The following is a 26,465-nucleotide window of genomic DNA, read 5'->3' as shown; positions in this document are numbered from 1 at the left end:
CGCCCTTCCGACAGGAGCAGCCCATGTCCGAGATGTCCATCGACTTCGGCGCCCTCACCGGTGGTGCGCCGCCGGCCGCCGGCGCCGCCGACTCCGCCCTCGCCACCGTCGCCGACCAGTTGCTGCACGACCAGAAGTCCGGTGCGGGGGAGGTGCGGATCGGTGGCGAGTCCGCCGCCGACGTCGCCCTGCCCGGTCAGGCTCCGGGCCAGTTCAGTTGCCTGGCGATGCTGTCGGCAGGCCAGCAGGAACAGGCCCGTACGGCGGGCGCGCAGCTGTTCCCGAAGATGCTCAACAACACCGAGGTGATGGCGGAGTTCGGTAACCAGGCCATCGACGCGGTGAACATGCAGGTCAACCGGATCTTCCGCGAGCTCGGCCCGGTCGAGATCCCCGAACTGACCGCGATGATGAAGCAGATCAACGACTCGATGCGGTCGTTCCGGAAGCGCTACGACCCCAACGCCCCCGACGTCCGCGAAGCGTTCGACCGCTTCATGGACTCGGTCCGGGGCGTCTTCCGCCGGGGCCGCGATTTCGTCGAGATGCTCTTCGAGGAATCGCGTACGGTCGAGCAGCAGTTGGACCGGATCGCCGGCCAGCTCGTCGACAAGCAGCGCGAGCTGAAGCGCAACGTGGTGCTCTGCGATGAGCTCTACCGGGCCAACGAGCAGTCGATCAGCCAGCTCGTCGGTGCCATCGCGGTGATGGAGACGGTCCGCGACGAGGCGTCCCGCACCCTGCAGGGCATCGTCGTCGACCCGGCTGATCCCGACAAGCGCGACAAGGAGGAGCTGCGCAACCGGATCGCCGAGTTCATCCAGGCGATGGAGGTGCGGATCAACGAGTTCCAGCAGCGCCTCTTCGTCGCCTGGTCGACCTCCCCCCAGGTGCGCAACACCCGCTCGCTGCACTACGGGCTGGGGCAGCGCCTCGCCCTGCTGGTGAACCTGACCATCCCGACGATGAAGCTCACCATCGCCCAGTGGGGCCTGCTGCTGCAGGCCCAGCAGGCCGCCGAGATGCAGCAGGTGGTCGCCGACGGCGCGAACGACGTCCTGCAGGCGTACGCCCAGGCGTCCGGTCGTACGGTGGGGGAGGTCGCCCGGACCATCCAGACCCCGACACTGCGCCCCGAGACGATCCTCGAGGTGGCGACCTCCCTCGACCAGCAGGCCGAGTCGATGATCGATGCGGTGACGTACGGTCACCAGGCACGCCAGGACGTGGTCAACGCGCTGATCGCGGCGCAGCACTCGATCAGCCAGTCCTCCGACAAGCTGGCCGGGACGGTCGTCGAGCTGGTGACCAAGGCCGAGGAGCCGCTCGCCCTGCCGACGATGCCGCACCTGCCCGAGGCGGTGCTGGAGCAGTCGACCCGGTTGGCGCAGCCGGCTACGCGCTGACGGGTCTGCGACCGCGGCCGGTGTTGCCCACTGCTGCGGGCTCGGTGCCGTGCACCACGGCGGGCCCGGTGCCGTGCACCGCCCGGACGCGGCGGTCGGGCCCGCCGGCGGGAGGCGTCAGCGGTCGGGCCCGCCGGCGGGAGGCGTCAGCGGTCGGGCCCGCCGGTGCGAGGCGTCAGCGGTCGGTGCGACGCGGCCGCGGCGGCCGCGAACCGTCACCGAGTGAGGCCGTCCCGCCGGACAGCTCGGTGATCGCGGCCGCCAGGGCCTGCCGGGTCACGTCGATCACGATCACCGGCCACCGTCCGGCCGGGAGTCCCTCGGGGACCACCTCGAGGTAGCTCCCGGAACGGTGCAGCCAGCTCACGCTGAACGCGCCCCAGGCCCGCGTGACGAGATCGGCTCCCTCGCCCGGATCGAGCCGCAGTCCCTCGCGGTCGAGGGTGAGCAGCTCCGGCGAGCCGCTGTCGCTGATCGGGTGGCGCTGCCGCTGCCGGAACGACCAGCCGGCGCCGATGCCCAGCAGGACCAGCAGGATGCCGGGCACCAGGCTGGTCTGCCGCGCGCCGACGAACGCCGCCACGATGAGCCACGCCCCGCCGCCGATGCCGATCAGGATCGAACCGATCAGTCCGATCCTGCCGTTGCGCCGCATGTCCGCCCACCGTTTGCGGTCGATGTGCACGACGAAGCTCTCCATGGCCCGAGTATGTCAGCCCGCACGATGCCCGACCCGATCCATGCGTCCGCCGGTCGGCCGGACGGCACGCGATTCGCACCGTACGTCGCGCCGGACGTACGGCTCCGGTCCGCGCGTGGGGGCCGCCGACGAGAGGTCGGTCCGGGGGATCGGCGGACCACATCCGGCGTACGATCCGGTGCGGCTTCCGGAGGGTATCGCCGGCGTCGGGACCGCAGCGACGGGCGATATCCTGTGGCCCATGACTTCATCCCGTGTGCTGACCGCTGTTGCCTGGCCGTACGCGAACGGACCTCGCCACATCGGCCATGTGTCCGGCTTCGGCGTACCCTCCGATGTCTACGCGCGGTACATGCGGATGAGCGGCCACCAGGTGCTGATGGTGTCGGGCACCGACGAACACGGCACCCCGATCTCCGTGCAGGCCGAGAACGAGGGCGTCCCGGTCCGCGAGCTCGCCGACAAGTACAACAGGATCATCGTCGAGGACCTGCAGGGGCTCGGCCTGTCGTACGACCTGTTCACCCGGACCACGACGAAGAACCACTACCGGGTCACCCAGGAGATCTTCCTGTCCCTGCACCGCAACGGGTACGTGGTCGCCCGCCCCACCCGCGGTGCGATCAGCCCGTCGACCGGGCGTACGCTGCCCGACCGCTACATCGAGGGCACCTGTCCGATCTGCGGCTACGAGAGTGCCCGCGGCGACCAGTGCGACAACTGCGGCAACCAGCTCGACCCGATCGACCTGAAGAACCCGCGCTCCCGGATCAACGGCGAGACACCGCAGTTCGTCGAGACCGAGCACTTCTTCCTCGACCTGCCGGCGCTGGCCGAGTCGCTGACCGAGTGGCTGAAGACCCGCGAGGACTGGCGGCCCAACGTCATCAAGTTCTCCCAGCACCTGATCGACGACCTCCGCCCGCGGGCCATCACCCGCGACCTCGACTGGGGCGTCCCGGTGCCGCTGGACGGTTGGCGCGACGAGCCGATGAAGCGGCTCTACGTCTGGTTCGACGCCGTGATCGGCTACCTGTCGGCGAGCATCGAGTGGGCCGCCCGGACCGGCGACCCGGACGCCTGGAAGGCGTGGTGGCAGGACCCGGAGACCGTCGCGTCGTACTTCATGGGCAAGGACAACATCGTCTTCCACTCCGTCATCTGGCCCGGCATCCTGCTCGGCCACAACGGCCAGGGGGATCGCGGTGGCGAGCCGGGCACGTTCGGCGTGCTGGACCTGCCCACCGAGGTCGTCTCCTCGGAGTACCTGACGATGAGCGGCTCGAAGTTCTCCTCGTCGCGGGGCCATGTGATCTACGTCGGTGACTTCCTGCGCGAGTTCGGCCCGGACGCCCTGCGCTACTTCATCGCGGTCGCCGGCCCGGAGAACCAGGACACCGACTTCACCTGGGAGGAGTTCGTCCGCCGCAACAACACCGAGCTGGCCGCCCAGTGGGGCAACCTGGTCAACCGGGCCGTCTCGATGGCATGGAAGAACGTCGGCGCGATCCCGCAGCCCGGTGAGCTGCAGGACGTGGACCGTACGCTCCTCGACGCCTCGCGGGCAGCGTTCGACGTCGTGGGCGAGGCACTGTCGCACAGCCACTTCAAGCACGGCATCACCGAGGTGATGCGGATCGTCGGCCTGGCGAACCAGTACCTCTCCGAGACCGAGCCGTGGAAGCTGAAGGACGATCCGGCCCGCCGTGACACCGTGCTGTGGACGGTGCTGCAGGTGGTGGCCGACTGCAACGTGATGTTCACCCCGTTCCTGCCGCACGCGGCGCAGAAGATCTACACGATGCTCGGCGGCGAGGGTGTCTGGGCGGCGCTGCCCGAGGTCCGTACGGTCTCCGAGGACGGTGGCCCCGACTATCCGGTGCTGATGGGCGACTACGCCTCGGCGGCGGCCGTCTGGGCGTCGCAGCCGATCGTCGCCGGCACACCGCTGGCCAAGCCGGAGCCGCTGTTCGCCAAGCTCGACGACGCGCTGGCCGAGAACGGGCCGGCGTGGGCGCCGATCGAGGCCACCGTCTGAGTCCTGACCGGTGGGCCTCAGCCCGGAGGGAGGCCGGCGACCGGCCACCGGGCAGCGGTGCGCCCGAGGTGCTGTTCGGGGCCTACCAGCGGCGGCTCGCCGGACCCTGATGGGCGGGCGAGCGGTTCGTGTGCCAGGAGCGCACGAATCCGTTGACCGTGCCGTCGGCGGACAATAGCGTCCGCAGGATGAGGACAGCACTGCCGCCGGCCGCTCCGATCTTCCGGTCGGAGGGACAGGCGCGCCTGCTGGCCGCGCTGTTGCTCAGTCAGGACGAGTTGAGCCTCACCGACCTTGCGGAGCGTACGCAACTGGCCTACCCGACGGCGCATCGGGAGGCCGAACGGCTGCTGGATGCCGGCGTGCTGGCGGCACGCCGGATCGGACGGACCCGGCTGGTCCGGGCGAACCCGCACAGCCCACTCGTCCCCCCTCTTCGAGAGATCCTGTTGATCGGCACCGGCCCGGTCGTCCTGCTGGCGGATGCCCTCGCCACGATCCCGCGGATCGATCGTGCTTTCCTGTACGGACCGTTCGCCGCCCGGGCACGGGGCGAGATCGGCCCGGCACCCGAGGACATCGAGATGATGGTGATCGGCGCTCCCGATCCGGTCGCGGTCGACGATGTCTGTGAACAGGTCGAGGTGCGGGTCGGTCGCCGGGTCAATGCCATGATCCTCAGCCCGCAGGAGTGGGCGGAGGACTCCGGATTCCTACGGGACGTCCGCGAGCGCTCCCGGGTGGCGATCCTCGGCGGGCTGCCCTGAGGGTCGTTCGGCGGGCGGAGCACCACGGGGCCGGCGCGCCGGATCCGATATCGAGGATCTCCGCCGGCGCGCCGGTCGGTCGCGGTCAGCTGGCGTCGACCGTACGGCTCCGCGCGCGCCCGACCAGCCCGATCAACGCCATCACCACCCCGGACACCACGATGGCACCCACGGAGGAGCCGAGCCAGACCGGCGCGGTGACGTGGATCGCCGCGGCCAGACCGGCCCACAGGTCCGACCAGCCCGGTACGTCGCCGGGGTAGATCAGCTGGTAGGCGAGGAACCCGGCCAGCCAGGCCACCACCGGGCCCCACCGGAACGGGGCCCGGTCCGTCACGTCCCAGTGGCCGCGCCGGAGCAGGGCGAAGTCGACCACCGCGACGGTGAACAGCGGCACGAACACCGACCCGATCAGGTAGAGGAAGCTCTGGTAGCGGGAGAAGTCCATCAGTCCGGCCAGCAGTGTGCAGATCACGCCGATCACGACCGAGAGCACCCGGCGATCGACATTCGGCGCCAAGTTGTGCACCGACATGGTGGTCGAGTAGATGTTCGCGAACGCCTCGTCCACCTCGTCGACCATCAGGATGAACAGTGCGAGGCCGCCGGCCGGCAACCCGACGAGGGCGCCGATCAGCTTCGCGTCGGACAGGTCACCGGTGAGGTGGGCGACGGCCAGCACGCCGAGCGCGTAGAAGGCGATGGCGGCGAGGCCGTAGCCGACGGCTGCTCCGGTGAACGCCGCTCGGGTGGAGCGGGAGTGGCGCGAGTAGTCGGCGGCGAGCGGGGCGAACGAGACCACCCCGGCCACGGCCAGGTCGACCGCCGGCCAGAAGCCGATCACGTTCGACTGGTCGATCGGGTGCGTCGGCTCGCGCAGCACCATCACGAACAGGTACACCGAGCAGGCGATCACCAGCCACACCATGATGGTGCGCAGCATCCTGACCGACCCGAGGGGGCGTACGGCCATCACCGTGGTGATCGCCCCGGCGACCAGCACGAACGGCCACCGCCAGGCAGCGCCGAGGATGGTCGCCGCGGTCGTGGAGATCACGATGAGCTCCATCGTGCCCCAGCCGATGTTCTGCAGGATGTTGAGCACGGTCGGCACCGTCGAGCCCCGGCGGCCGAGCAGGCCACGCAGTGCCACCATCGAGGGGGCACCGGTGACCGCGCCGAAGGTGGCCGCCCCGCCGAGGATGACCGCGCCGATCGCGCAGCCGACGACGGTGGCGAGGATGCCCAGGCCGACCGAGCCCACCGACAGCCCGATCAGGGCGCCGGTGAGTGGGCCGAAGAGCGAGATCCCGAGGTTGGCCCACAGGGCGGTCTGTGCCCAGGCGCCGAGCGTACGGGGCGGTTCGGTGCTGAGCACCAGCGGCGCCTCGACGGCTCCGCCACCGGGCTCGGCGGTCGGCAATTGCGGTGATTCAACGGACATGGAAGTCATCTCCCTACGCCGGCATGACCCGGTCAGGTTCGTCCGGTCGGTCGACCAGCCGCCGCGGCATGACCCGTGAGGCACTCGACCCTCTCAGCCCGCCGTCTGGTGCGGACTCCCGTGGTATGGAACGGGCGCACAGTATCACAGGGCACCCACGCCCTCGATGTGTGACTGAAATCACAAACCTTGGTGTGTTCTGAAAGTTGACCCGTGACGGGGGTTACAGCGAACCTCGTTGCACGACCAACGGGTCCTGAGAACCCGCTGATTATGAGGAGCGACAATGACGCCGCACACCCAGTCTCCGCTGTCCGGCGAGGTGCCGGAAGCGGAGGCCAATCTTCCGAAGCACCATGCACCCCTCCCGGAGATCTGGGACAAGGACCGCGCAGGGCTTCACGATCCCGAGGACATCGATTTCGTCGCTGTCCAGAACTCTGCGGAATACCGGGAACTCCGCAGCTCGCACGTACGGTTCGCCTTCCCGATGGTGATCGTCTTCGTGGGCTACTACTTCGTCTTCGTCCTGCTGTCGACCTACGCGCCCGGCTTCATGGGCGCCCGGATCGGCGGCAGCTACATCCCCTGGGGCGTGCCGCTGGGGCTGTTGGCCTTCGCCAGCACCTGGTTCGTGACGTGGGCCTACGTCCGCCACGCCAACCGCAACCTCGACCCCCGGTCCGCCGCGCTGCGTGAGCGCCTGGAGCAGAAGGGTGCCCTGTGATGCCCGCCCCCTCGATGCTGACCCCGCTCGCGGTGTCGTACGGCAACCCGCTGATCAACATCTCCATCTTCGTGGTGTTCGTGATCTTCACCATGGCCGTGGTGATCACCGTCAGCCGCAACGCGGACAAGAAGGCCGCCGCCAACTTCTACACCGGTGGCGCCGCGTTCTCCGGCCGTCAGAACGGCCTCGCCATCACCGGTGACTACCTGTCGGCGGCTGCCTTCCTCGGCGTCACCGGAGCCATCGCCATCAACGGCTTCGACGGCTTCCTCTACTCTGTCGGCTTCTTCGTCGCGTGGATCATCGCGCTGACCCTGGTCGCCGAGCCGCTGCGCAACACCGGCCGTTACACGATGGCCGATGTGCTGTCGTTCCGGATGGAGTCCAAGCCGGTCCGTACGGCCGCCGCGATCTCCACCCTGGTGATCTCGTTCGTCTACCTGCTGGCCCAGATGGCCGGCGCGGGCGGTCTCGTCGCCCTGCTGCTCGGCATCAAGGGCACCGTCGGCCAGAACCTGGTGATCGGCGTCGTCGGCGCCATCATGATCGCGTACGTCCTGATCGGCGGCATGAAGGGCACCACCTGGGTGCAGATGATCAAGGCCGTCCTGCTGGTCTCCGGCGCGACGATCATGGCGATCTGGGTCCTCGTCTACGCCAACTTCAACGTGTCGTCGCTGCTGCGCGACGCCATCGCCCACCACACCGGCGGCGAGGCGATCCTCAAGCCCGGCCTGCAGTACGGCAAGGACTGGGCCACCAAGCTGTCGTTCGTCTCGCTGGCCATCGCGTTGGTCACCGGCCCGTCGGGCCTGCCGCACGTGCTGATGCGCTTCTACACCGTGCCCACCGCCAAGGAGGCCCGCCGCTCCGCGGTCTGGGCGATCAACCTGGTCGGCCTGTTCTTCCTCGTCACCTTCATCCTCGGCTACGGCGCCATCTGGCTCGTCGGCCAGAACGGTGGCGACATGGGCAACACGCTCATCAGCGGGGCGCCGGGCAAGGCGAACGCCGCAGCGCCCCTGCTCGCCCTGATGCTCGGTGGCGAGATCATGATGGGCATCATCTCCGGCGTCGCCTTCGCGACGATCCTCGCGGTGGTCGCCGGCCTGACCATCACCGCCTCGGCGTCCTTCGCCCACGACATCTACAACAACGTGATGAAGGGTGGCGTCGTCGACGCCGCGGCCGAGGTGCGGGTCGCGCGGATCACCTCGGTGGTCATCGGCATCCTCGCGGTGATCGGTGGGATCTTCGCCAACGGCCAGAACATCGCGTTCCTGATCTCGCTCGCCTTCGGCGTGGCGGCCGCCGCGAACCTGCCGGCGATCCTGTTCACGCTCTACTGGCGTCGGTTCAACACTCGCGGCTCGGTCTGGTCGATCTACACCGGCCTGATCACGTCGGTGGTGTTGATCGCCTTCTCGCCGGCCATCTCCGGGGACAAGTCGGCGTTCTTCCCGCACGCCGACTTCGCCTGGTTCCCGCTGACCAACCCGACGATCGTCGCGCTGCCGTTGGCCTTCCTGATGGGCTGGCTCGGCACGATCACCGCGAAGAACACCGCGGACAAGGCGCTGCAGGCCGAGATGGAGGTCCGCTCGATGACCGGTCTCGGTGCGGGTGAGGCCATCGTCCACTGATCAGTGATCAGTGATCACTGGTCACTGGTCACTGGTCACCCCGTGCACTGATCCCGTTGTCCACTGATCCTGCGATGTACTGATCACCCCGTGCGGCGCGGTGAACACATCGCGGTGCACACCCGACGAAGGTCCCGCCATCCGGCGGGGCCTTCGTTCGTCCTGTCCTGCACGGAGTGAGCCGAATCTGGCGGCTCGGGAAGCAGCCGGGTCGGCCGCCGTGCCCCTTGTGGCGCCGTTGCGCCGATCCGACCGGCGCTGCTCTTGGGGGCCGACCTGAGCCGCCAGATTCGGCTCACCGTGATGGCGTGCCTGCGCTCTCAGCGGCGTCGTGCATGCTCATCCTCGGTGGACGATCGGTCCGGTGCCCGTCAGGCTGGTTGGGTGGTCAACCCCAAGGTCGGGTGGTAACCCCAAGGCTGCCGTGACCTCACGTCCCAGTGCCTCGAGCCGGTCGGTCGCGCGGGTGCGGGCCGCGGCCAGGTCGATCGACTCCGCCGGGGTCATCCGCACCTCCAGATAGCACTTCAGCTTCGGCTCGGTGCCCGACGGCCGCACCACCGCGCGGACCGTACGTCCCTCCAGGACCACCGCGTCGGTCGGCGGGAGCTCCGCGGTGCCTTCCTGCAGGTCGGTCACCCGCACCGGCTCGCCGGCCAGCGCGGTCGGGATCGCCGTCCGCAGCCGCCGCATCGCGGTCAGGATGGTCTCGGCATCGTCGGCGCGGAAGGCCAGTTGGCCGGTGGCGTGCAGACCGTGAGCGTGCATCACCGCGTCGAGGACGTCGGCGAGCGTACGACCCTCGTCGGCGCACCGGCCGGCGAGGTCGAGCACCCGGACCAGGGTGGTGATGCCGTCCTTGTCGGCCACCGCCACCGGATCGGTGCAGTAGCCGATCGCCTCCTCGTAGCCGAAGGTGAGGTCGGGGACGCGGCCGATCCACTTGAAGCCGGTCAGGGTGGTGACGTGCCGCGCCCCGACCGTCGCGCACATCCGCGCCAGCAGGGTGGAGGAGACCACCGAGCTCGCGTACACCCCGCCGGGGTGGCTGCGCAGCAGGTCGGCCGCGAGGAGGACGCCGAGCTCGTCGCCGCGCAGCATCCGCCAGCCGTCGGGCCCGGGTAGCGCGACGGCGCACCGGTCGGCGTCCGGGTCGGTGGCGAGGACCAGATCGGCGTCGGTCCGTGCGGCCAGGTCCAGGGCCAGGTCGAGCGCGCCCGGCTCCTCCGGGTTGGGGAAGGGGAGGGTGGGGAAGTCGGGGTCGGGCTCGGCCTGGGCGGCGACCACCGCGGGCATCGGCAGGCCTGCCGCCTCGAGAACGCGACGTACGGTGGCCAGCCCGACCCCGTGCATCGGGGTGTAGACCCACCGCAGTGGCCGGGTGGCGGTTGCCGACAGCGCATCGGCCCGTGGAGCACTGAGCAGCGAGGCGGCCCGGGCGACGTACCGGTCGACCAGGTCCGGTGCCGCGCTGCGGAAAGCGGCCCGGGGGAGCGTACGGAGCGGCTCGTGGCTCGCGGCGTCGATCAGCGCGGCGATCTCGGCGTCGGTCGGTGGGACGATCTGGGAGCCGTCGCCGAGGTAGACCTTGTAGCCGTTGTCGGCCGCCGGGTTGTGGGAGGCGGTGACGACGACCGCGGCGACGCAGCCGAGGTCGCGGATGCCGTACGCGACGACCGGGGTGGGGATCGGGCCGTCGATCAGGACGGCGTCGAGACCGTGGCCGGCGAGGATCGCGGCGGTGTCGCGGGCGAAGACGTCGGAGTGGTGCCGGGCGTCGTGACCGATCAGCACCCGGCCGCCACGGTGACCGGAGGCGAGGAGGTGGCGGGCCAGGCCGGCGGCGGCGCGGGCCACCACCACGCGGTTCATCCGCGCGGGGCCGGGGCCGAGCGGTCCGCGCAGTCCGGCGGTGCCGAACGTCAACGGACCGGCGAAGGCCGACCGGAGCGCGTCGAGCGCCGTGGCGTCGCCCGCACGAGCGGCGGTGACCAGCGCGTCGAGCGTGGCGACCGTCGACGGATCGGGGTCCTCGGCCCGCCAGGCCGCGGCCCGGGCGAGCAGTGCGGTGATGTCGGGCAGTGCGGTGATGTCGGGCGGAGTCACAGGACCGCCATCAGGTCGGCGAGCAGTGCCCGGAGCCGGGGCCCGGCCGCAGCCCCGGCGGCGAGCACCTCGGCGTGGTCGAGGGGCTGCTCGGACACGCCGGCGGCGAGGTTGGTGACCAGGGACAGGCCGAGCACCTCCAGGCCCTTCTCCCGGGCCGCGATGGTCTCCAGTGCGGTGGACATCCCCACCAGGTCGCCGCCGATCCGTCGGGCGAACTCGACCTCGGCGGGGGTCTCGTACTGCGGGCCGTGGAACTGCGCGTACACCCCTTCCGGCATCCCGGGGCGGAGCGCGTGCAGGACGGCCCGCAGTCGGGGGGAGTAGGCGTCGGACATGCTCACGAAGGTCGGTCCGTGCAGCGGCGTGGCGCCGGTGAGGTTGATGTGGTCGCGCAGCATCACCGGGGTGCCCGGTCCCCACTCCGGTCGGGTGGAGCCGCAGCCGTTGGTGAGCACCAGCACCCGGGCGCCGGCCGCTGCTGCCGTGCGGACGCCGTGCACGACGGCGTCGACGCCGCGTCCCTCGTAGAGGTGCGTACGCCCGGTGAAGAGCAGTGCGATCGCGCCGGTCGACGTGCGGACCGCCATCAACTCACCACCGTGTCCGGCGACGATCGGTGTGCGGAAGCCCGGAAGCTCTGCCAGCCGCACGGTGGCCAGCGTCGTGCCCAGCGCGTCGCGGGCCTCCGCCCAGCCTGAACCGAGGACGACGGCCAGGTCGGCGCGGTCGATCCCGAGGGCCTGCCGCAGTGTCGTCGCGGCCGCGGCGGCGAGGTCGTCGGGGGTGCCGGCGGGCCCGCCAGGCGTGGCGGTTGGATGCGGCTCGGGGGTGCCGGTGTCGAGCGTCGCAGGGTCGACCGCTGCGGCACCGGGGGGTGTCGAGGCGGGGGAGTGCGTGCCCGGGAACCGCTGGGTCTCGCTCATGGCGTGAGTCTGTCACGTGGACGTGCCGGCGCGGGGGAGACCGGCCGTGCGGGTCCGCCGGGCGGCGTACGATCCGCGTCACGGCACAGGACCGTTCTGAAGGGGCGTCGGACCGGCCCGCATGAAAGAATGCCCGATGTGACGAAGGTTGTGATCATCGGTGGTGGACCAGGTGGATACGAAGCGGCCCTCGTGGGTGCCCAGCTCGGCGGGGAGGTGACGCTCGTCGACAGTGACGGCATCGGCGGATCCGCCGTGCTGACCGACTGCGTGCCCTCGAAGACCCTGATCGCGACGTCGACCGTCATGTCGACGATGGAGCAGGCCACCGGCCAGGGGCTGTACGCCGCCGGCGGGGACGACGACCTCACCAACACCGTGCTCACCGACCTGGGGGCGGTCAACACTCGAGTCCTCCAGTTGGCCGAGGCGCAGTCCGCCGACATCGCCACCCGCCTGGTCAAGGAGGGCGTACGGATCGTCCGCGGACGCGGCCGGCTGGACGGCACCCACACGGTGGTGGCGACGACCGACCTCGGTGAGGAGCGCCTCGACGCCGACGTCATCCTCGTCTCGACCGGCGCGCACCCGCGGGTGCTGCCCGACGCGGTGCCCGACGGCGAGCGGATCCTGGACTGGACCCAGGTCTACAACCTGACCGAGCTGCCCGAGCACCTGATCGTCGTCGGATCCGGCGTCACCGGTGCCGAGTTCGCCAACGCGTACGACGCCCTCGGCATCCGGGTCACCCTGGTCTCCTCGCGCGACATGGTGCTGCCCGGCGAGGACCCCGACGCCGCCCGGGTGCTGCAGGACGTTTTCGAGCGACGCGGCATCACCATCATCAGCCGTGCCCGCGCGGTGTCCGCCCGGCGCGAGGGTGACGGGGTGGTCGTCGGCCTCGAGGACGGCCGCGAGGTGTGCGGATCGCACGTCCTGATGGCGGTCGGCTCCATCCCGAACACCGCCGGGATGGGCCTGGAGGAGGCCGGCGTCGCGCTCGACCGACGTGGCTACGTCACCGTGGACAAGGTGTCGCGCACTTCCGCGCGGGGCGTCTACTCGGCCGGCGACTGCACCGGCGTCTTCGCCCTCGCCTCGGTCGCCGCCATGCAGGGGCGGATCGCGATGTGGCATGCGCTCGGCGACGCCGTGCCGCAGCTGCGCCAGGAGACGATCGCCTCCAACATCTTCACCGCACCGGAGATCGCCACCGTCGGCGTCACCCAGAAGGACATCGACGAGGGCCGTTCGCACGCCGACGTCGTGATGATGCCATTGGCGTCCAACGCCCGGGCCAAGATGCAGGGCTTCACCGACGGTTTCGTGAAGCTGTTCTGCCTGCCGGTCACCGGCATCGTCGTCGGTGGCGTGATCGTCGCCCCGACCGCGTCGGAGCTGATCCATGCCGTGTCGCTCGCGGTGGCGCAGCGGATCACCGTCGACGACTTCGCGCACGCGTTCACCGTCTACCCGTCGCTGTCGGGCTCGGTCGCCGAGGCCGCCCGGCGGCTGCACAACCACGGTCGCAACGCCACGGCTGCCCTGACCAACTGAGTGATCGGGGCCCCGGCGGTCTGCGGCTCCGGGGCAACAGCACGAGCCCGGGTCACCGGCGCCCCCGCAGGGACGTCGGTGACCCGGGCTCGCGTGCTCCGACTCAGCCGGCCCAGCTCACTCGGCGTCGATGATCTCGCACATCACCTCGCCGGACTGGACGGTCTGCCCGCCCTCGACGACCAGGGCGGAGATGATGCCCGTACGGTGAGCGTTGATCGGCTGCTCCATCTTCATCGCCTCGAGGACGACGACCAGATCACCCTCGTTGACCTCCTGGCCGTCGGTCACGGCGACCTTGACCACGGTGCCCTGCATCGGCGCGGTGACCGAGTTGCCCGAGGCCTCCTTGACGGCCGACTTCGACTTCTGGCGCTTCGGCTTCTTGGCCGCGGTCGAGCCGCCGCTCATGGTGCCCAGGCCGGCAGGCAGGCTGACCTCGACACGCTTGCCGTTGACCTCGACGACGACGGTGCGCTTCTCCTCGGCCTCGGTGGCCTCGCCCGGCGCGCCCTCGTACTGCGGGATCTGGTTGTCGAACTCGGTCTCGATCCAGCGGGTGTGCACACCGAACGTGCCGTCGGCCGCGGTGAATGCCGGGTCGTCGATGACGACGCGGTGGAACGGGATGGCGGTCGGCATGCCTTCGAGGACCAGCTCGTCCAGAGCGCGACGGGCGCGCTGCAGCGCCTGGTCACGGGTGGCGCCGGTGACGATGAGCTTGCCGACCAGCGAGTCGAACGAGCCGGGGACGGTCATCCCCTTGCGGTAGCCGTCGTCGAAACGGACACCGGGGCCCTGCGGAGCGACGAACTCGGTGACGGTGCCCGGGGCCGGCATGAAGTTGCGGCCCGGATCCTCGGCGTTGATGCGGAACTCGAAGGAGTGGCCGCGCAGCTCCGGATCGCCGAAGCCGAGCTCCTCGCCGTTGGCGATGCGGAACATCTCGCGGACCAGGTCGAGGCCGGAGACCTCCTCGGAGACCGGGTGCTCCACCTGGAGGCGGGTGTTCACCTCGAGGAAGGAGATCATCCCGTCCTGGCCGACCAGGAACTCGCAGGTGCCGGCACCGACGTAGCCGGCCTCGCGGAGGATCGCCTTGGACGCCTCGTAGAGACGGTGCTGCTGGTCCTCGGTGAGGAACGGCGCCGGAGCCTCCTCGACGAGCTTCTGGTGGCGGCGCTGCAGCGAGCAGTCACGGGTGGAGACCACGACGACGTTGCCGTGCTGGTCGGCGAGGCACTGGGTCTCGACGTGGCGGGGCTTGTCCAGGTAGCGCTCGACGAAGCACTCGCCGCGACCGAAGGCGGTGACGGCCTCGCGGGTGGCCGACTCGAAGAGCTCGGGCACCTCCTCCAGGGTGCGGGCGACCTTGAGGCCACGGCCACCGCCACCGAACGCGGCCTTGATGGCGATCGGCAGACCGTGCTCGCGGGCGAAGGCGACGACCTCGTCGGCGTTCGCGACCGGGTCCGCGGTACCGGGAACCAGCGGTGCGCCGACGTGGAGAGCGATGTGACGGGCGGCGACCTTGTCGCCGAGGTCGCGGATCGACTGCGGGGAGGGGCCGATCCAGATCAGCCCGGCGTCGATGACAGCCTGGGCGAAGTCGGCGTTCTCGGCCAGGAAGCCGTAACCGGGGTGCACGGCATCGGCGCCACTGCGCCGGGCCACCTCGATGATCTTGCCCATGTCGAGGTACGACTCGGCCGGAGTGGCACCCCCCAGGGCGTACGCCTCGTCGGCGAGCTTCACGAACAAAGCGTCGGCGTCGGGATCGGCGTAGACAGCGACGCTGGCGATCCCCTCGTCGCGCGCAGCGCGGATCACGCGGACGGCGATCTCTCCTCGGTTCGCGATGAGCACCTTGCTGATGGGCACTATTCCTCCTGGGTTCCACGATGAACCGCGCGACGGCTCCGTTGCCACGACGGCATTGTCAGGCCAGAGTCTAGGGCCTGGCTGAGTGCCGGGAGGGCGTTCGGCCGGCGCGACGACAAGGGTCGTTCCGCAGGTTGGTGCGTGTCAGATCACATTCCGCGCCGTGCCGTGAGTGGGGCCCCGAAAGTGTGACCCAGTTCACGTAACGTTCGGACCACCACCGGAGAGGTCACCGGGTCCAGATGGAGGGACACCGAGTGCTCAGGATGTCCGTCGGCGGCGATCCGGCCGACCGAGGTGCGCATCCGCTCCAGCGAGGTGGCGGAATACTCGATGATCACCTTCAGACCGGCCTCGGTCGCCATCTCCAGCAGCGGAGAGAGGTGGTGCACCACCAGCGGAAGCTCCGGATCGTACGCCTCGACGGCGTGCAGGATCGCCTCCGCGTGGTCCTTGCGGCGCCCGGCCATCCGGGCGAGCGCGCCGGACGGCCGGACATAGGAGATCCGTGCCTGCTCGGAGTAGGCCAGCGAGTCGACCGCCCCGACCTGGTAGATCAGCTCGGCATACAGGTCCTCGTACGCGACGTCGACGTACCGGTCGCCGCCACCGAGGAAATCCCGGTAGCCGACGGCGGCCCCCACCCGCAGCTTCGAGGACAGGCCCCGGCGGATCGCCGCGAGGATGACCCGGGGCGTCCCGGCGTGCAGGCCGGCGGGGACGTTGATGCTGGAGGCGTACTCCAGCACGGCCTCGGGCTGGAGCGCCGACTCACGGATCGCATCACCGAACGTTGCATTGAGGTCTAGTTGCACTGATCCTGCCTTCTCTTCGGCCCGGGCTCGTGGAGCCATCGCGTCATCGGGAGAATACGCCGCCCGTGCCCCCGGCGTCCGGGCCGATCCGGTGGGCGGCTCAGAACGGCAGCTTGCGGAAGATCGCCTGCGGGATGTGCCGCAGCACCAGCATCACCAGCTGGAACAGCTTCGGCACCCAGATGACCGTCTGCCGCGTACGGACGCCTTCGACCACCTGCGCCGCGACCTGATCCGGCGTCACCGCCAGCGGGGCGGACGACAGGCCGGCGGTCATCTTCGACTTCACGAAGCCCGGCCGGACCACCAGGACACCCACCCCGGAGCCGCGCAGCGCCTCGGACAGGCCCCGATAGAAACCGTCGACGCCGGCCTTGGTGGAGCCGTAGACGAAGTTCGACCGACGGATCCGCTCGCCGGCGACGCTGGACAGCAGCACGATCCGGCCGTGCCCCTGGGCACGCATCCGGCCCGCCAGCAGCACGCCGAGGTGCACCGGTGCGGTGTAGTTGATCTCGGCGAGCTCGAGCGCCTGCTCGGGGTCCTGCCAGGCCGCTTCGGCATCACCGAGCACCCCGAAAGCGACCACTGCCATGTCCACGTCGCCGCCGGCGAAGGCCTGCTCGATCGTCGTGGCATGGGTGCCGGCGGCGCGGGCGTCGAAGTCGACCTCGCGGACCCCGACCCCCTCCGCCTGCAGGGCGGCGGCGGCCGCCGCGCGGCGCTCGGTCGGCCGGGCGGCCAGCACCACGTCGAGGGCCGGGCTCTCCGCGGCGTACGCCCGGGCGATCGCCAGGGCGATGTCGGAGGTCCCGCCGAGCAGCAGCAGGGTGCGGGGGTTCGCGGTCGCATCCATCATGGAAGAGGCTCCTGGGGTCAGAGGAAGACGGCGAGGCAGATGGTCACCAGCCAGGCCAGACCGAGCACGAGGAGCACCCGGTCGTGCAGGACGACGTCCTCGGGGGCGCCGCCCTCACCGCGGTCGATGCGGAAGGCGTACTCCAGCATCGCCATGGAGAAGGGGAAGATCGAGATGCCCGCCCACAGCATCTTCGAGTAGCCGCCGAGGCGTTGCTCGAAGGCCCACAGCGCGTACGACATGACGACGGCGACGGCGGCGAGCTCCCAGACGAACTTCAGGTAGCTCTCGGTGTAGCCCGCCAGGGACTTGCGGGTGCCGGCCTCCGGGCCCAGGTGGCGCATCTCGGAGTAGCGCTTGCCGGCCACCATGAACATCGAGCCGAACGAGGCGACCAGGAGGAACCACTGGCTGAGCGGGATGTCGCTCGCCACGCCGCCGGCGACCGCGCGCAGCAGGAACCCGGAGGCCACCACGGCGAGGTCGATGACCGGGAAGTCCTTGAGGAAGTAGGAGTAGAGGAACTGCACCACGACGTACGTCGCGAGCGTGACACCCAGCCCGAGCGAGATCCACGCGCCGAGCGCGAGGCCGCCGACGCCGGTCACGGCGGCGAGCACCCAGGCGAACCCGATCGGCAGTTCGCCGGCCGGGATGGGCCGGAACCGCTTCTTCGGGTGCTGACGGTCGGCATCGATGTCGTGGATGTCGTTGAGCAGGTAGATCGCCGCCGACACCAGGATGAAAGCCACCATCGCCAGCACCGTGGACACCAGCACGTGGACCTCGCCGATCCGTCCGGCGGCCAGCGGCGCGGTCAGCACGAGGACGTTCTTGATCCACTGCTTGGGGCGCATCGCCCGCAGCCAGGCGGGGAGGAAGGGCCGGGGCCGTACGTCGCCCGAGGGCTGCTGGGCGATTCCGGATTCGGGGGTCGAAGTCATGATGGCGCCAGCCTACTGCCACAGGTCGATCCACTTGATCCCGAGCCCGGCCAGCAGGGTGCGGAGCAGCGGCAGGCTGATGCCGACGACGTTGTGCGGGTCACCCTCCACCCGATCGACGAAGGCGCCGCCGAGCCCGTCGAGGGTGAAACCGCCGGCCACCCGCAGTGGTTCCCCGGTCGCCACGTACGCGTCGATCTCCTCGTCGGTCGGCCGCGCGAAGCGGACCACGGTGCTGCCGGTCCCGGTGACGGCACGGACCTCGGGGATGCCGGTGCCGGACCCCGGAGCGCCGTCGGGCAGCACGATCACCCGGTGGCCGGTGTGCAGCACACCGGTGGCGCCGCGCATCCGCCGCCAGCCGGCGCGGGCCGCCTCGGCCGAGGCCGGTCGGCCGTACGCGACGCCGTCCAGCTCGAGGACCGAGTCGCAGCCGATCACGATCGTGACGCCGGCGGCCGGGTGCGGATCGGCCAGCAGCCGGGCGGCCACCGCCCCGGCCTTCAGCTCGGCGAGGGTCGCCGCGAGCGCGGCGGGGGAGTCCGCCGCGATGCCGTCCTCGGCGACCCCGGAGACGATCACCTCGGGATCCAGTCCGGCGGCCCGCAGGGTGGACAGCCGAGCCGGGGAGGCCGACCCCAGCACCAGGCGGTGCCTCGTGGTGAGGCGGTGCCCAGTGGGGCGGTGCCCAGTGGGGCGAGGCCCAGTAGTGAGGCGATGGCCCGGTGTCGGGGTGGTCTCCCCGGCTCGATCGATGGCTCGTGGGGTCACGCCGGACAGACTAGCTGCCGGCTGCCACACGCCGTCCGACTAGAACTGGCGGATGCCGGAGTTCCAGGTCTCCCGGCCGGTCGCGAAGGTCCGGCGGATGGCCCGCCAGTACGAGTTGTACCGGGACTGACGGGGCTGGGTGCCGGTGCCCGGCGTGGCGTCGGGCCCGGCCAGGGCCGCGAACACCACGGTGATCGCGGCCAGTTCCTCCTCCGAAGGGTTCCCGCACTCGACGCGGAACACCGTCGGGACCTTCTTCTCCTCGAGGTCGGCGCTCACAGCGGGATGTTCCCGTGCTTCTTCGGCGGCAGGCTCTCGCGCTTGGTGCGCAGCAGCCGCAGCACGCGGACGATCTCCTGACGGGTCTCGTGCGGCTGGATGACCTGGTCGACGTAGCCACGCTCGGCGGCGACGTACGGGTTGGCCAGCGTGTCGTTGTACTCGTCGATCAGCGTCTTGCGCAGCGTCTCCGGGTCGGAGTCGTTGGCCAGCGCCTTGCGGTGGAGGATGTTGACCGCGCCCTCGGCACCCATCACGGCGATCTGGGCGGTCGGCCAGGCGAGGTTGACGTCGGCGCCCAGGTGCTTGGACCCCATCACGTCGTACGCGCCGCCGTACGCCTTGCGGGTGATGATCGTGATCAGCGGGACGGTCGCCTCGGCGTACGCGAAGATCAGCTTCGCGCCACGGCGGATGATGCCGTTCCACTCCTGGTCGGTGCCCGGCAGGAAGCCCGGGGTGTCCTCGAAGGTGACGATCGGAATGTTGAAGCAGTCGCAGGTCCGGACGAACCGGGCGGCCTTCTCGGCGGCGTCGATGTCGAGGCAGCCGGCGAACTGCATCGGCTGGTTCGCCACGACGCCGACCGTACGGCCCTCGACCCGGCCGAAGCCGACGACGATGTTCTGCGCGAACAGCTCCTGGACCTCGAGGAACTCCTCATCGTCCAGGACGGCCTCGATCACCCGGCGGATGTCGTACGGCTGGTTGGGGGAGTCCGGGATCAGCGTGTCGAGCGCGAGGTCGGCGTCGGTGATGCCGAGCTCGGCGACCTCGTCGTAGTACGGCGGGTCCTCGAGGTTGTTCTGCGGCAGGTAGGAGACCAGTTCGCGGACGTACTCGAGTGCGTCCGCCTCGTCGGCGGCGAGGTAGTGGGCGTTGCCGGACTTCGTGTTGTGGGTGCGCGCACCGCCCAGGTCCTCCAGCGAGACGTCCTCGCCGGTGACGGTCTTGATGACCGCCGGGCCGGTGATGAACATCTGCGAGGTCTGGTCGACCATCACGGTGAAGTCGGTGAGGGCCGGGGAGTACACGTGACCGCCGGCCGCGGCGCCCATGATCAGCGAGATCTGCGGGATGACACCGGAGGCCTGGGTGTTGCGGCGGAAGATCTCGCCGTAGAGGCCGAGGGAGACCACGCCCTCCTGGATGCGGGCGCCGCCGCCCTCGTTGATGCCGATCAGCGGGCAGCCGGTCTTCAGGGCGAAGTCGATGATCTTGACGATCTTCTCGCCGTACACCTCGCCGAGCGCGCCACCGAAGATGGTGACGTCCTGGGAGAAGACGCACACCGGGCGACCGTGGATCGACCCGATGCCGGTGACCACGCCGTCACCGTAGGGGCGCTTGGTCTCCAGGCCGAACGCGTGGGAGCGGTGCCGTGCGAACTGGTCCAGCTCCGTGAACGAACCCTCGTCGAGCAGGGCCTCGATCCGTTCGCGAGCCGTCTGCTTGCCCTTTGCGTGCTGCTTCTCCACAGCGGCGGCGGAGCCGGCGTTGACCGCTTCCTCGACGCGGCGTTTCAGATCTTCGAGTTTCCCTGCTGTCGTGTGGATGTCGACGTCCATACCTTTTGAAACCTTCGCCTCGGGTGCCTACTTCGGTGTAGCTCCCGCCCCTCGATCGGCCGCACGGCGCCGCTCCCGGGGCGAGCTAGCGCTGACTGTAGCGCCTGGCGGAGCCCTTCGCCGGTCGCCGGAGGATTCCATCGCCGCCGGTAGGCTGGGTCACATGCCCGAGTCCCCACGTACCGATGCAGACCGACTTCGCCGCAGGGTTCTCTCCGGCGGAACGGGACTTGGCGTCGGTGCCGGACTGTGGCACAGCGTGGAGGTCGTTGCCTCGACCGGCTCCACGAACGCCGATCTGGCCGCCCGGATGCGGGACGGTGACGGGGTCGGGCTGGTGCTCGTCGCCGACCACCAGAGCGCCGGCCGGGGCCGCTTCGCCCGTCGCTGGGAGGCGCCGCCCGGGGCGGCGGTGGCGGTCTCGCTGGGGGTCACCCCGCGCCGTCCGCTGCCGGAGTGGATGTGGCTGTCGCTGCTGACCGGGGTGGCCGTCGCCCGTGGGATCCACCGTGCCAGTGGGGTGGCCGCCACCCTGAAATGGCCCAATGACGTGCTGATCGAGGGCCGCAAGATCTGCGGCATCCTGTCCGAACGCGTCGACGGCCCGTCCGGTCCGGGGTGTGTGGTCGGCTTCGGGATCAACGTCTCGCTGTCCGCCGAGGAGCTGCCGGTGCCGACCGCCACCTCACTGCTGTTGTGCGGCGCGGAGGTGGATCGGGCGGACCTGGTGGCCGAGGTGCTGGCGGAGTGGTCCCGGATGTACCGGATGTGGGACGACGGTCGGCTGGCCCTGCTGCAGCAGACGTACGAGGAGCAGTGTTCGACCATCGGTCGCGATGTCCGGGTGCTGCTGGGGGCACCCGGAGGCACCGAACGTACGGTCCTCGGGCGTGCCGTGGGCATCGATCCGTCCGGTGCCGTGCTGGTGCGCACCGACCACGGAGTCGAGGCGTACGCCGCCGGAGATGTCACCCATCTGAGGTGACCGACATCACAAAATCGGCCGGGTGTGGTGTGCCGCACACTGAGAACGGTGTGAGCCGTGGACCGGGTGGCCGTCGTCGGCGGACGGTGCGACCGGGGTGCGGCGTTAGGCTGTCTCGGTGACGACCCCTGGGAGCGAGCAGGCCGAGCAGCCTGACGAGGAGCTCCCGGCAGGGTCCCCGACGACAGCGGCCCGGACCGGCAACACGGAGGCGACGACCATTCCCACCACTTCGACCGCGGCGGCGTCCGCACCCGATCTGACCGTCGGCCCTGTGTCGACCGACCCTGTGTCGACCGACCCGGGATCGAGGGACCCCCAGCCGCATCCCGATGTCGAGCACGTGGGGCTGATCCAGCAGGCGATCCGTTACTTCGGCACCGGGGTGATGTCGGCGGTCGTCGACTTCGGCCTGCTGCTCATCCTGATGGCCGTCGGCGTGGGCTACACCCCGGCCAAGGCGGCCTCGTTCATCGCCGGCACCATCACCGCGTACTCGTTGAACCGCCGGTTCACCTTCAAGGCCCAGCCGTCGCTGCGGCGCTTCCTGCTGACGATGCTGACGTACGTCGTGACGTTCGTCCTGCAGGTCGGCATCTTCGCCAAGCTGTTCCCGCTGCTCGCCGACGAGCACCTGCCGCGGCTGGTGGTGCAGACGATCTCGTTCGTCTTCGGCCAGGGCGCCGCGACGGTGGCCAACTTCTCCATGCAGCGCTGGCTGATCTTCCGCCCGACCCGGGTCGCCGAGGCTGCGGTGCAGGAGACCGGGGCGGCCGTCACGGAGTGAGCGACCGGCAGGTCGCTCAGTAGTAGATCATCCCCAGGGCGTCCTTGACCTCGGCCAGGGTGGCCTCCGCCATCGCGTTCGCCTTCTCGTTGGCGGTCCGCAGCACCCGCTGCAGGTAGGCCGTGTCCTCCGCCAGTTCCAGCCGGCGGGCCCGGATCGGGGCGAGATGCTCGTTCACCGCCTCGGTGACGGCGTCCTTGAGGGCCTTGCCACCACGGTCGCCGATCGCTGCGGCGAAGTCCTCGGGCTCCTGATCGCTGAGGAGAGCGCCGATCATCACCAGGGAGGAGACCTCCGGGCGGGTGTCGGGGTCGTACGCGATGTGCCGGTCGGCGTCGGTCTTCGCCTTGCGGAACAGCTTGGCGGTCTCGTCGGCGGTGTGCGACAGCGAGATGAAGTTGTTGCGCGACTTCGACATCTTGTCGCCGTCGATGCCGAGCACCAGCGGGGCGGGCGACAGCAGCGCCTGCGGCTCCGGCAGGATCGTCCGACCGCCGGCGTAGCGCTCGTTGATCCGGCGGGCGACCACCCGGGTCTGCTCGACGTGCGGCAGTTGGTCGCGGCCGACCGGCACCAGGTTGCCCTTGCAGAAGAGGATGTCGGCGGCCTGGTGCACCGGATAGGTGAGCAGCAGGCCGTTGAGGGTCTTCTGGCCGGAGGCGGCGAGCTCCGACTTCACGGTGGGGTTGCGCTCCATCTCCGGCAGGCTCACCACGGAGAGGAACGGCAGCAGCAGCTCGTTGAGCGCCGGCACCGCCGAGTGGGTGAAGGTGATCGTCTTCTCGGGATCGATCCCGCAGGCCAGGTAGTCCTTGAGGATCTCGAACACGTTGCGCTGGATGTCGCCCGGGTCCTCGCGGTCGGTGATGACCTGGAAGTCCGCGATGACCAGGACGGTCGGGACGCCTGCGTCCTGCAGCTGCACGCGGCGCTGCAGGGTGCCGAGGTAGTGACCGAGGTGCAGGGAGCCCGTCGGGCGGTCACCGGTGAGGATCCGGTAGCGCTCCGGGTGGGTCAGCACGTCCTGCTCGCGCGCGATGAGGCCCGGCTGGGTGCCTTCAGCGGCCGTCTCGTCGGCGGCGGGGACGGTGGTCTGCGGCTGGTTCTCGGTCATCGGGTGCATACTCTCACATCCGCGTTCCGTCGCGGCGGGCGGCCGGGAGCCGTCCGGGTAGCCTTGTCGATCGTGAGTGGAGCGCGACCTTTCGTGGTGGGGATCATCGGCGGCGGCCAATTGGCCCGGATGATGTACGGCCCGGCGACGCGGCTGGGCCTGCACGTACGGCTGCTGGCGGAGGCCCCGGGGGTGAGCGCCGAGCAGGTCGCCCATGACGTGGTGGTCGGCGACTACACCGATCGGGCGACCGTGCTGGCCTTCGCCGAGGGCTGTGACGCGGTGACCTTCGACCACGAGCACGTGCCGACCACCCTGCTCGAGGAGCTGGAGGCGCGCGGCGTGGCCGTACGCCCCGGGCCCGGCGCGCTGGTGCACGCCCAGGACAAGGTGGTGATGCGGGAACGGCTCGCGGCGCTGGGTGCACCGTGTCCGACGTACGCCGTGGTCGACTCCGCCGCCGACCTGGTCGCCTTCGGGGACCGGATCGGCTGGCCGGTGATCGCCAAGACCTCCCGGGGCGGCTACGACGGCAAGGGCGTGTGGAAGATCGACGGGCCCGACCAGGCGTCGGTGCCGTTCGACGCGGTGGCCTCCGGTGAGGTGGGTGGCGGCACCACCGCCGGGTCGGGCACCAGCGGTCAGGTGCGGATCCTCGCCGAGGAGTTCGTCGACTTCACCCGCGAGCTGTCCGCCCTCGTCGTCCGGTCCCCCTCCGGCCAGGGGGTGACGTACCCGATCTCGGAGACCGTCCAGGACCACGGGATCTGCGCGGAGACCATCACCCCTGCGCCGGGCCTCGACGAGGCCCGGGTGCTGGCCACCCAGCAGCTGGCGCTGCGGATCGCCGGCGACCTCGGCGTGGTCGGCGTGCTGGCGGTGGAGTTGATGGAGGCCCGCGACGGCCGCATCCTGGTCAACGAGCTGGCGATGCGCCCGCACAACACCGGGCACTGGTCGATCGACGGGGCGCACACCTCGCAGTTCGAGAATCACCTGCGGGCGGTGGCCGACCTGCCGCTGGGCGATCCGGCGGCCCGTGCACCGTGGACGGTGATGGAGAACGTGCTCGGTGGCTCCCGCGAGGACCTGGCCGGCGGGCTGCTGCACGTGATGTCGCGGGACCCGCAGCTGAAGGTGGAGTTCTACGGCAAGACGGTCACGCCGCGCCGCAAGGTCGGGCACGTGACCACGTACGGTTCCGATCTGGCGGACGTCCGGGAACGCGCCCGGCACGCCGCCCGTTATCTGATGGGAGAGATCGCATGACCGAGACCGCCATGACTGGGGCCGGCACGACCGAGACGGGTCAGCCCACCGCCCGGCCCCGGGTGGGCATCGTGATGGGGTCCGACTCCGACTGGCCGGTGATGGAGCCCGCGGCGATCGCGCTGCAGGAGTTCGGCATCGCGTACGAGGCCGACGTCGTCTCCGCGCACCGGATGCCGGAGGCGATGGTGGCGTACGGTCGGCACGCCCACGAGCGTGGGCTGGAGGCGATCATCGCCGGGGCCGGTGGCGCCGCACATCTGCCCGGGATGCTGGCCGCGCTGACGCCGCTGCCGGTGATCGGCGTGCCGGTGCCGCTGAAGTACCTCGACGGGATGGACTCGCTGCTGTCCATCGTGCAGATGCCGGCCGGGGTGCCGGTGGCCACTGTCGCGATCGGCAATGCCCGCAACGCCGGCCTGCTCGCCGTACGGATCCTGGCCGCCGGCGATCCGGAGCTGACCGGGAAGATGCTCGCCTTCCAGGACGAGCTGCGGGCGACCGCCGAGGCGAAGGGCGAGCGGGTCCGCAACCACTGACCGCGGTCCGTCGGCCATCCGTCCTGGGCCCGGGCTTCGTCCCGGTCCGGAGCCGGCCGCCGTCCTGGGCCACCGGCCCGGGCTGCCGGCCGGCGCCACCGTCCCGGGTCTCGCGGCTCGCCGCAGGCGGCCACGCCGGCCCAGTCCTTCTTGTCGAGCCGCTCAGTTCTTCTTGTCGAACTGCCCCAGATCGGTGGTGTTGCCGGTCCGCAGCGCCTGGAACACCACCGTGGCCTTGGCGTCGTCCCACCGCACGGCGTCGCCGGCGGGGGTGTGGTAGTTCGTGTCGGCCGCCGGCACGCTGAACGTGTGGCCGCCGCCCGCGCCGACGACCGCCGCACCGTAGAGCAGGGCCAGGGCGTCGAGCGGGCCGGTGTCGGTGCCGCGGCTGAGCGCGCCGCGGACGGCGTTGTTGAGGCTGATCCAGCGGACCGGGTTGATCACTGTCATCGGTGAGACGGCCTTGCTGACCGTCGCGCCCACCATCTCGCGCTGGCGCTCGATCCGGCCGATGTCGCCGCGCGGGTCAGCCTTGCGCATCCGTACGTAGCCGAGTGCCTCGGCGCCGCCGAGCGTCTGGCAGCCGGCCGGCAGGTCGACATGGGCGTCCTTGTCCTTCATCGGGGCATCCAGGCACATCGGGATCCCGCCGAGGGCGTCGATGATGCTGACGAACCCGTCGAACCCCAGCCCGACGTACCCGTCGATCCGTACGCCGGTGTTCTGCTCGATGGTCTGGGCCAGCAGCTTCGGCCCGCCGAAGGCGTAGGCGGCGTTGATCTTGTTCTTGCCGTGCCCGGGGATCGTGACGTACGAGTCGCGGGGGATGGAGACCAGGGCCGGGGCGCCGACCAGCGGGACGTGCAGCAGCATGATGGTGTCGGTGCGCCCGGTGCCCTCACCGCCACCGCCGTACGAGGACTTCTCGGCCGTGGTGAGCCCCACCCGGGAGTCGGATCCGGTCATCAGCAGCGTGATGCCCGGCTGGAACCCCGGCCGCTGACCCGTCGGGGTCGCATCCACCCGCGCCGAGCCGAACCAGGCCCAGGCAGGGAAGGCGAGCAGATAGACGAGCAGCGCCGCGATCACCCCGGTCACCCACCGGGCCACCCGACGCCGCCGGGGGACGCGTCCGGCGGACAGCGGGCGACTGTCGCCGGGGAGGCCGGGCCCGACCCCGCCGGGCTCACCGGGCCCGCCGGGACCGGGCAGCGGCGCCGGTGCCGGTGCCGGCCGGGGACGCACTCCCGCACGGGGCGGCGGGGCGGGGGCCGGCGCGGCCTCCTGCCACGGGGCGGTCGGTGTGGCCGGCGAGGCGTACGGGTCGGCGGCTCCGC

At 70.6% G+C, this 26,465-nt stretch carries 22 protein-coding genes, 1 pseudogene and 1 riboswitch; of the genes and pseudogenes, 10 read left to right on the top strand and 13 right to left on the bottom strand.

The window, feature by feature from the left end; all coding sequences use genetic code 11:
* The first annotated feature begins 23 nt into the window (after positions 1-23).
* The gene (locus tag R0146_RS00220; RefSeq protein ID WP_317690868.1) at positions 24-1,406 is read left to right on the top strand and encodes a toxic anion resistance protein; all 1,383 of its coding nucleotides are present in this window, start codon (positions 24-26) and stop codon (positions 1,404-1,406) included.
* Positions 1,407-1,581: 175 nt separating this feature from the next.
* On the opposite strand, the gene R0146_RS00215 is transcribed toward R0146_RS00220, so the two are convergent.
* Positions 1,582-2,106 carry a hypothetical protein gene (locus tag R0146_RS00215; RefSeq protein WP_317690867.1) on the bottom strand — a complete coding sequence of 175 codons (525 nt, stop codon included), beginning with the start codon at positions 2,104-2,106 and terminating at the stop codon, positions 1,582-1,584.
* 241 nt (positions 2,107-2,347) lie between these two features.
* On the opposite strand from R0146_RS00215, the gene metG reads away from it, so the two are divergent.
* Together metG and R0146_RS00205 are read left to right on the top strand one after the other, a co-directional pair.
* On the top strand, positions 2,348-4,144 hold the full coding sequence (gene metG / locus R0146_RS00210; RefSeq protein ID WP_317690866.1) for a methionine--tRNA ligase: 1,797 nt from the start codon (positions 2,348-2,350) through the stop codon (positions 4,142-4,144).
* 188 nt (positions 4,145-4,332) lie between these two features.
* Positions 4,333-4,911 carry a winged helix-turn-helix domain-containing protein gene (locus tag R0146_RS00205; RefSeq protein ID WP_317690865.1) on the top strand — a complete coding sequence of 193 codons (579 nt, stop codon included), beginning with the start codon at positions 4,333-4,335 and terminating at the stop codon, positions 4,909-4,911.
* Positions 4,912-4,996: 85 nt separating this feature from the next.
* Here R0146_RS00205 and R0146_RS00200 read toward each other — a convergent pair whose 3' ends face one another.
* The gene (locus tag R0146_RS00200) at positions 4,997-6,355 is read right to left on the bottom strand and encodes a purine-cytosine permease family protein (RefSeq protein ID WP_317690864.1); all 1,359 of its coding nucleotides are present in this window, start codon (positions 6,353-6,355) and stop codon (positions 4,997-4,999) included.
* A riboswitch (TPP riboswitch) is annotated at positions 6,349-6,487 on the bottom strand. It overlaps the preceding gene by 7 nt.
* Positions 6,488-6,641: 154 nt before the next feature.
* Between R0146_RS00200 and R0146_RS00195 the strand changes: the two genes are divergently transcribed.
* Positions 6,642-7,082, top strand: a complete 441-nt coding sequence (locus tag R0146_RS00195; protein WP_317690863.1) for a DUF485 domain-containing protein — start codon at positions 6,642-6,644, stop codon at positions 7,080-7,082.
* Entirely contained in the window at positions 7,082-8,728 is a 1,647-nt protein-coding gene (locus R0146_RS00190) for a monocarboxylic acid transporter (protein ID WP_317690861.1), read from the top strand. The genes R0146_RS00195 and R0146_RS00190 overlap by 1 nt, the downstream gene beginning before the upstream one ends.
* Positions 8,729-9,136: 408 nt before the next feature.
* Here R0146_RS00190 and R0146_RS00185 read toward each other — a convergent pair.
* Together R0146_RS00185 and R0146_RS00180 are read right to left on the bottom strand one after the other, a co-directional pair.
* A pseudogene (locus R0146_RS00185) lies at positions 9,137-10,834 on the bottom strand (phospho-sugar mutase); the annotation flags it as partial.
* Complete coding sequence (locus tag R0146_RS00180) at positions 10,831-11,760, bottom strand: purine-nucleoside phosphorylase (protein ID WP_317690860.1); 930 nt, start codon at positions 11,758-11,760, stop codon at positions 10,831-10,833. The pseudogene R0146_RS00185 and the gene R0146_RS00180, both read right to left, overlap by 4 nt.
* A 138-nt stretch (positions 11,761-11,898) precedes the next feature.
* Between R0146_RS00180 and R0146_RS00175 the strand changes: the two genes are divergently transcribed.
* Entirely contained in the window at positions 11,899-13,317 is a 1,419-nt protein-coding gene (locus R0146_RS00175) for an NAD(P)H-quinone dehydrogenase (RefSeq protein WP_317690859.1), read from the top strand.
* A gap of 117 nt (positions 13,318-13,434) precedes the next feature.
* Here the strand turns inward: R0146_RS00175 and R0146_RS00170 are convergent, their stop codons facing one another.
* From R0146_RS00170 to R0146_RS00140, 7 genes are all read right to left on the bottom strand, one after another.
* Complete coding sequence (locus R0146_RS00170) at positions 13,435-15,192, bottom strand: acetyl/propionyl/methylcrotonyl-CoA carboxylase subunit alpha (RefSeq protein WP_411567214.1); 1,758 nt, start codon at positions 15,190-15,192, stop codon at positions 13,435-13,437.
* Between the two features lie 155 nt (positions 15,193-15,347).
* Positions 15,348-16,013 (bottom strand): LamB/YcsF family protein, encoded by a 666-nt coding sequence (locus tag R0146_RS00165; RefSeq protein ID WP_317690858.1) that lies wholly within the window; start codon positions 16,011-16,013, stop codon positions 15,348-15,350.
* A gap of 100 nt (positions 16,014-16,113) precedes the next feature.
* Complete coding sequence (locus tag R0146_RS00160) at positions 16,114-16,872, bottom strand: decaprenylphospho-beta-D-erythro-pentofuranosid-2-ulose 2-reductase (protein ID WP_317690857.1); 759 nt, start codon at positions 16,870-16,872, stop codon at positions 16,114-16,116.
* 17 nt (positions 16,873-16,889) lie between these two features.
* Entirely contained in the window at positions 16,890-17,816 is a 927-nt protein-coding gene (locus R0146_RS00155) for a decaprenyl-phosphate phosphoribosyltransferase (RefSeq protein WP_317690856.1), read from the bottom strand.
* Between the two features lie 12 nt (positions 17,817-17,828).
* Positions 17,829-18,461 carry a Maf family protein gene (locus tag R0146_RS00150; protein ID WP_317690855.1) on the bottom strand — a complete coding sequence of 211 codons (633 nt, stop codon included), beginning with the start codon at positions 18,459-18,461 and terminating at the stop codon, positions 17,829-17,831.
* 165 nt (positions 18,462-18,626) lie between these two features.
* Entirely contained in the window at positions 18,627-18,866 is a 240-nt protein-coding gene (locus tag R0146_RS00145; RefSeq protein ID WP_317690854.1) for an acyl-CoA carboxylase subunit epsilon, read from the bottom strand.
* Positions 18,863-20,434, bottom strand: a complete 1,572-nt coding sequence (locus R0146_RS00140; RefSeq protein ID WP_317690853.1) for an acyl-CoA carboxylase subunit beta — start codon at positions 20,432-20,434, stop codon at positions 18,863-18,865. The genes R0146_RS00145 and R0146_RS00140 overlap by 4 nt, the downstream gene beginning before the upstream one ends.
* 259 nt (positions 20,435-20,693) lie before the next feature.
* On the opposite strand from R0146_RS00140, the gene R0146_RS00135 reads away from it, so the two are divergent.
* Both R0146_RS00135 and R0146_RS00130 read left to right on the top strand, forming a co-directional pair.
* The gene (locus tag R0146_RS00135; RefSeq protein ID WP_317690852.1) at positions 20,694-21,419 is read left to right on the top strand and encodes a biotin--[acetyl-CoA-carboxylase] ligase; all 726 of its coding nucleotides are present in this window, start codon (positions 20,694-20,696) and stop codon (positions 21,417-21,419) included.
* Between the two features lie 118 nt (positions 21,420-21,537).
* Positions 21,538-22,206 carry a GtrA family protein gene (locus R0146_RS00130; RefSeq protein ID WP_317690850.1) on the top strand — a complete coding sequence of 223 codons (669 nt, stop codon included), beginning with the start codon at positions 21,538-21,540 and terminating at the stop codon, positions 22,204-22,206.
* 16 nt (positions 22,207-22,222) lie between these two features.
* Here R0146_RS00130 and trpS read toward each other — a convergent pair whose 3' ends face one another.
* A complete protein-coding gene (gene trpS / locus R0146_RS00125) occupies positions 22,223-23,320 on the bottom strand; it encodes a tryptophan--tRNA ligase (RefSeq protein WP_317690849.1) in 1,098 nt (365 codons plus the stop codon).
* A gap of 72 nt (positions 23,321-23,392) precedes the next feature.
* On the opposite strand from trpS, the gene R0146_RS00120 reads away from it, so the two are divergent.
* Together R0146_RS00120 and purE are read left to right on the top strand one after the other, a co-directional pair.
* Positions 23,393-24,589, top strand: coding sequence for a 5-(carboxyamino)imidazole ribonucleotide synthase (locus R0146_RS00120; protein ID WP_411567165.1), 1,197 nt, complete (start codon positions 23,393-23,395; stop codon positions 24,587-24,589).
* Positions 24,586-25,128: a 5-(carboxyamino)imidazole ribonucleotide mutase gene (gene purE / locus R0146_RS00115; protein WP_411567164.1), complete on the top strand. Its 543-nt coding sequence runs from the start codon at positions 24,586-24,588 to the stop codon at positions 25,126-25,128. Before R0146_RS00120 ends, purE begins: the two co-directional genes overlap by 4 nt.
* A gap of 162 nt (positions 25,129-25,290) precedes the next feature.
* On the opposite strand, the gene R0146_RS00110 is transcribed toward purE, so the two are convergent.
* Positions 25,291-26,226, bottom strand: a complete 936-nt coding sequence (locus tag R0146_RS00110; RefSeq protein ID WP_317690846.1) for an LCP family protein — start codon at positions 26,224-26,226, stop codon at positions 25,291-25,293.
* Positions 26,227-26,465: the final 239 nt, after the last annotated feature.

The sequence above is a fragment of the Raineyella sp. LH-20 genome, from assembly GCF_033110965.1.
GTDB lineage: Bacteria > Actinomycetota > Actinomycetes > Propionibacteriales > Propionibacteriaceae > Raineyella.
This window is presented reverse-complemented; position numbering and strand designations above follow the sequence as displayed.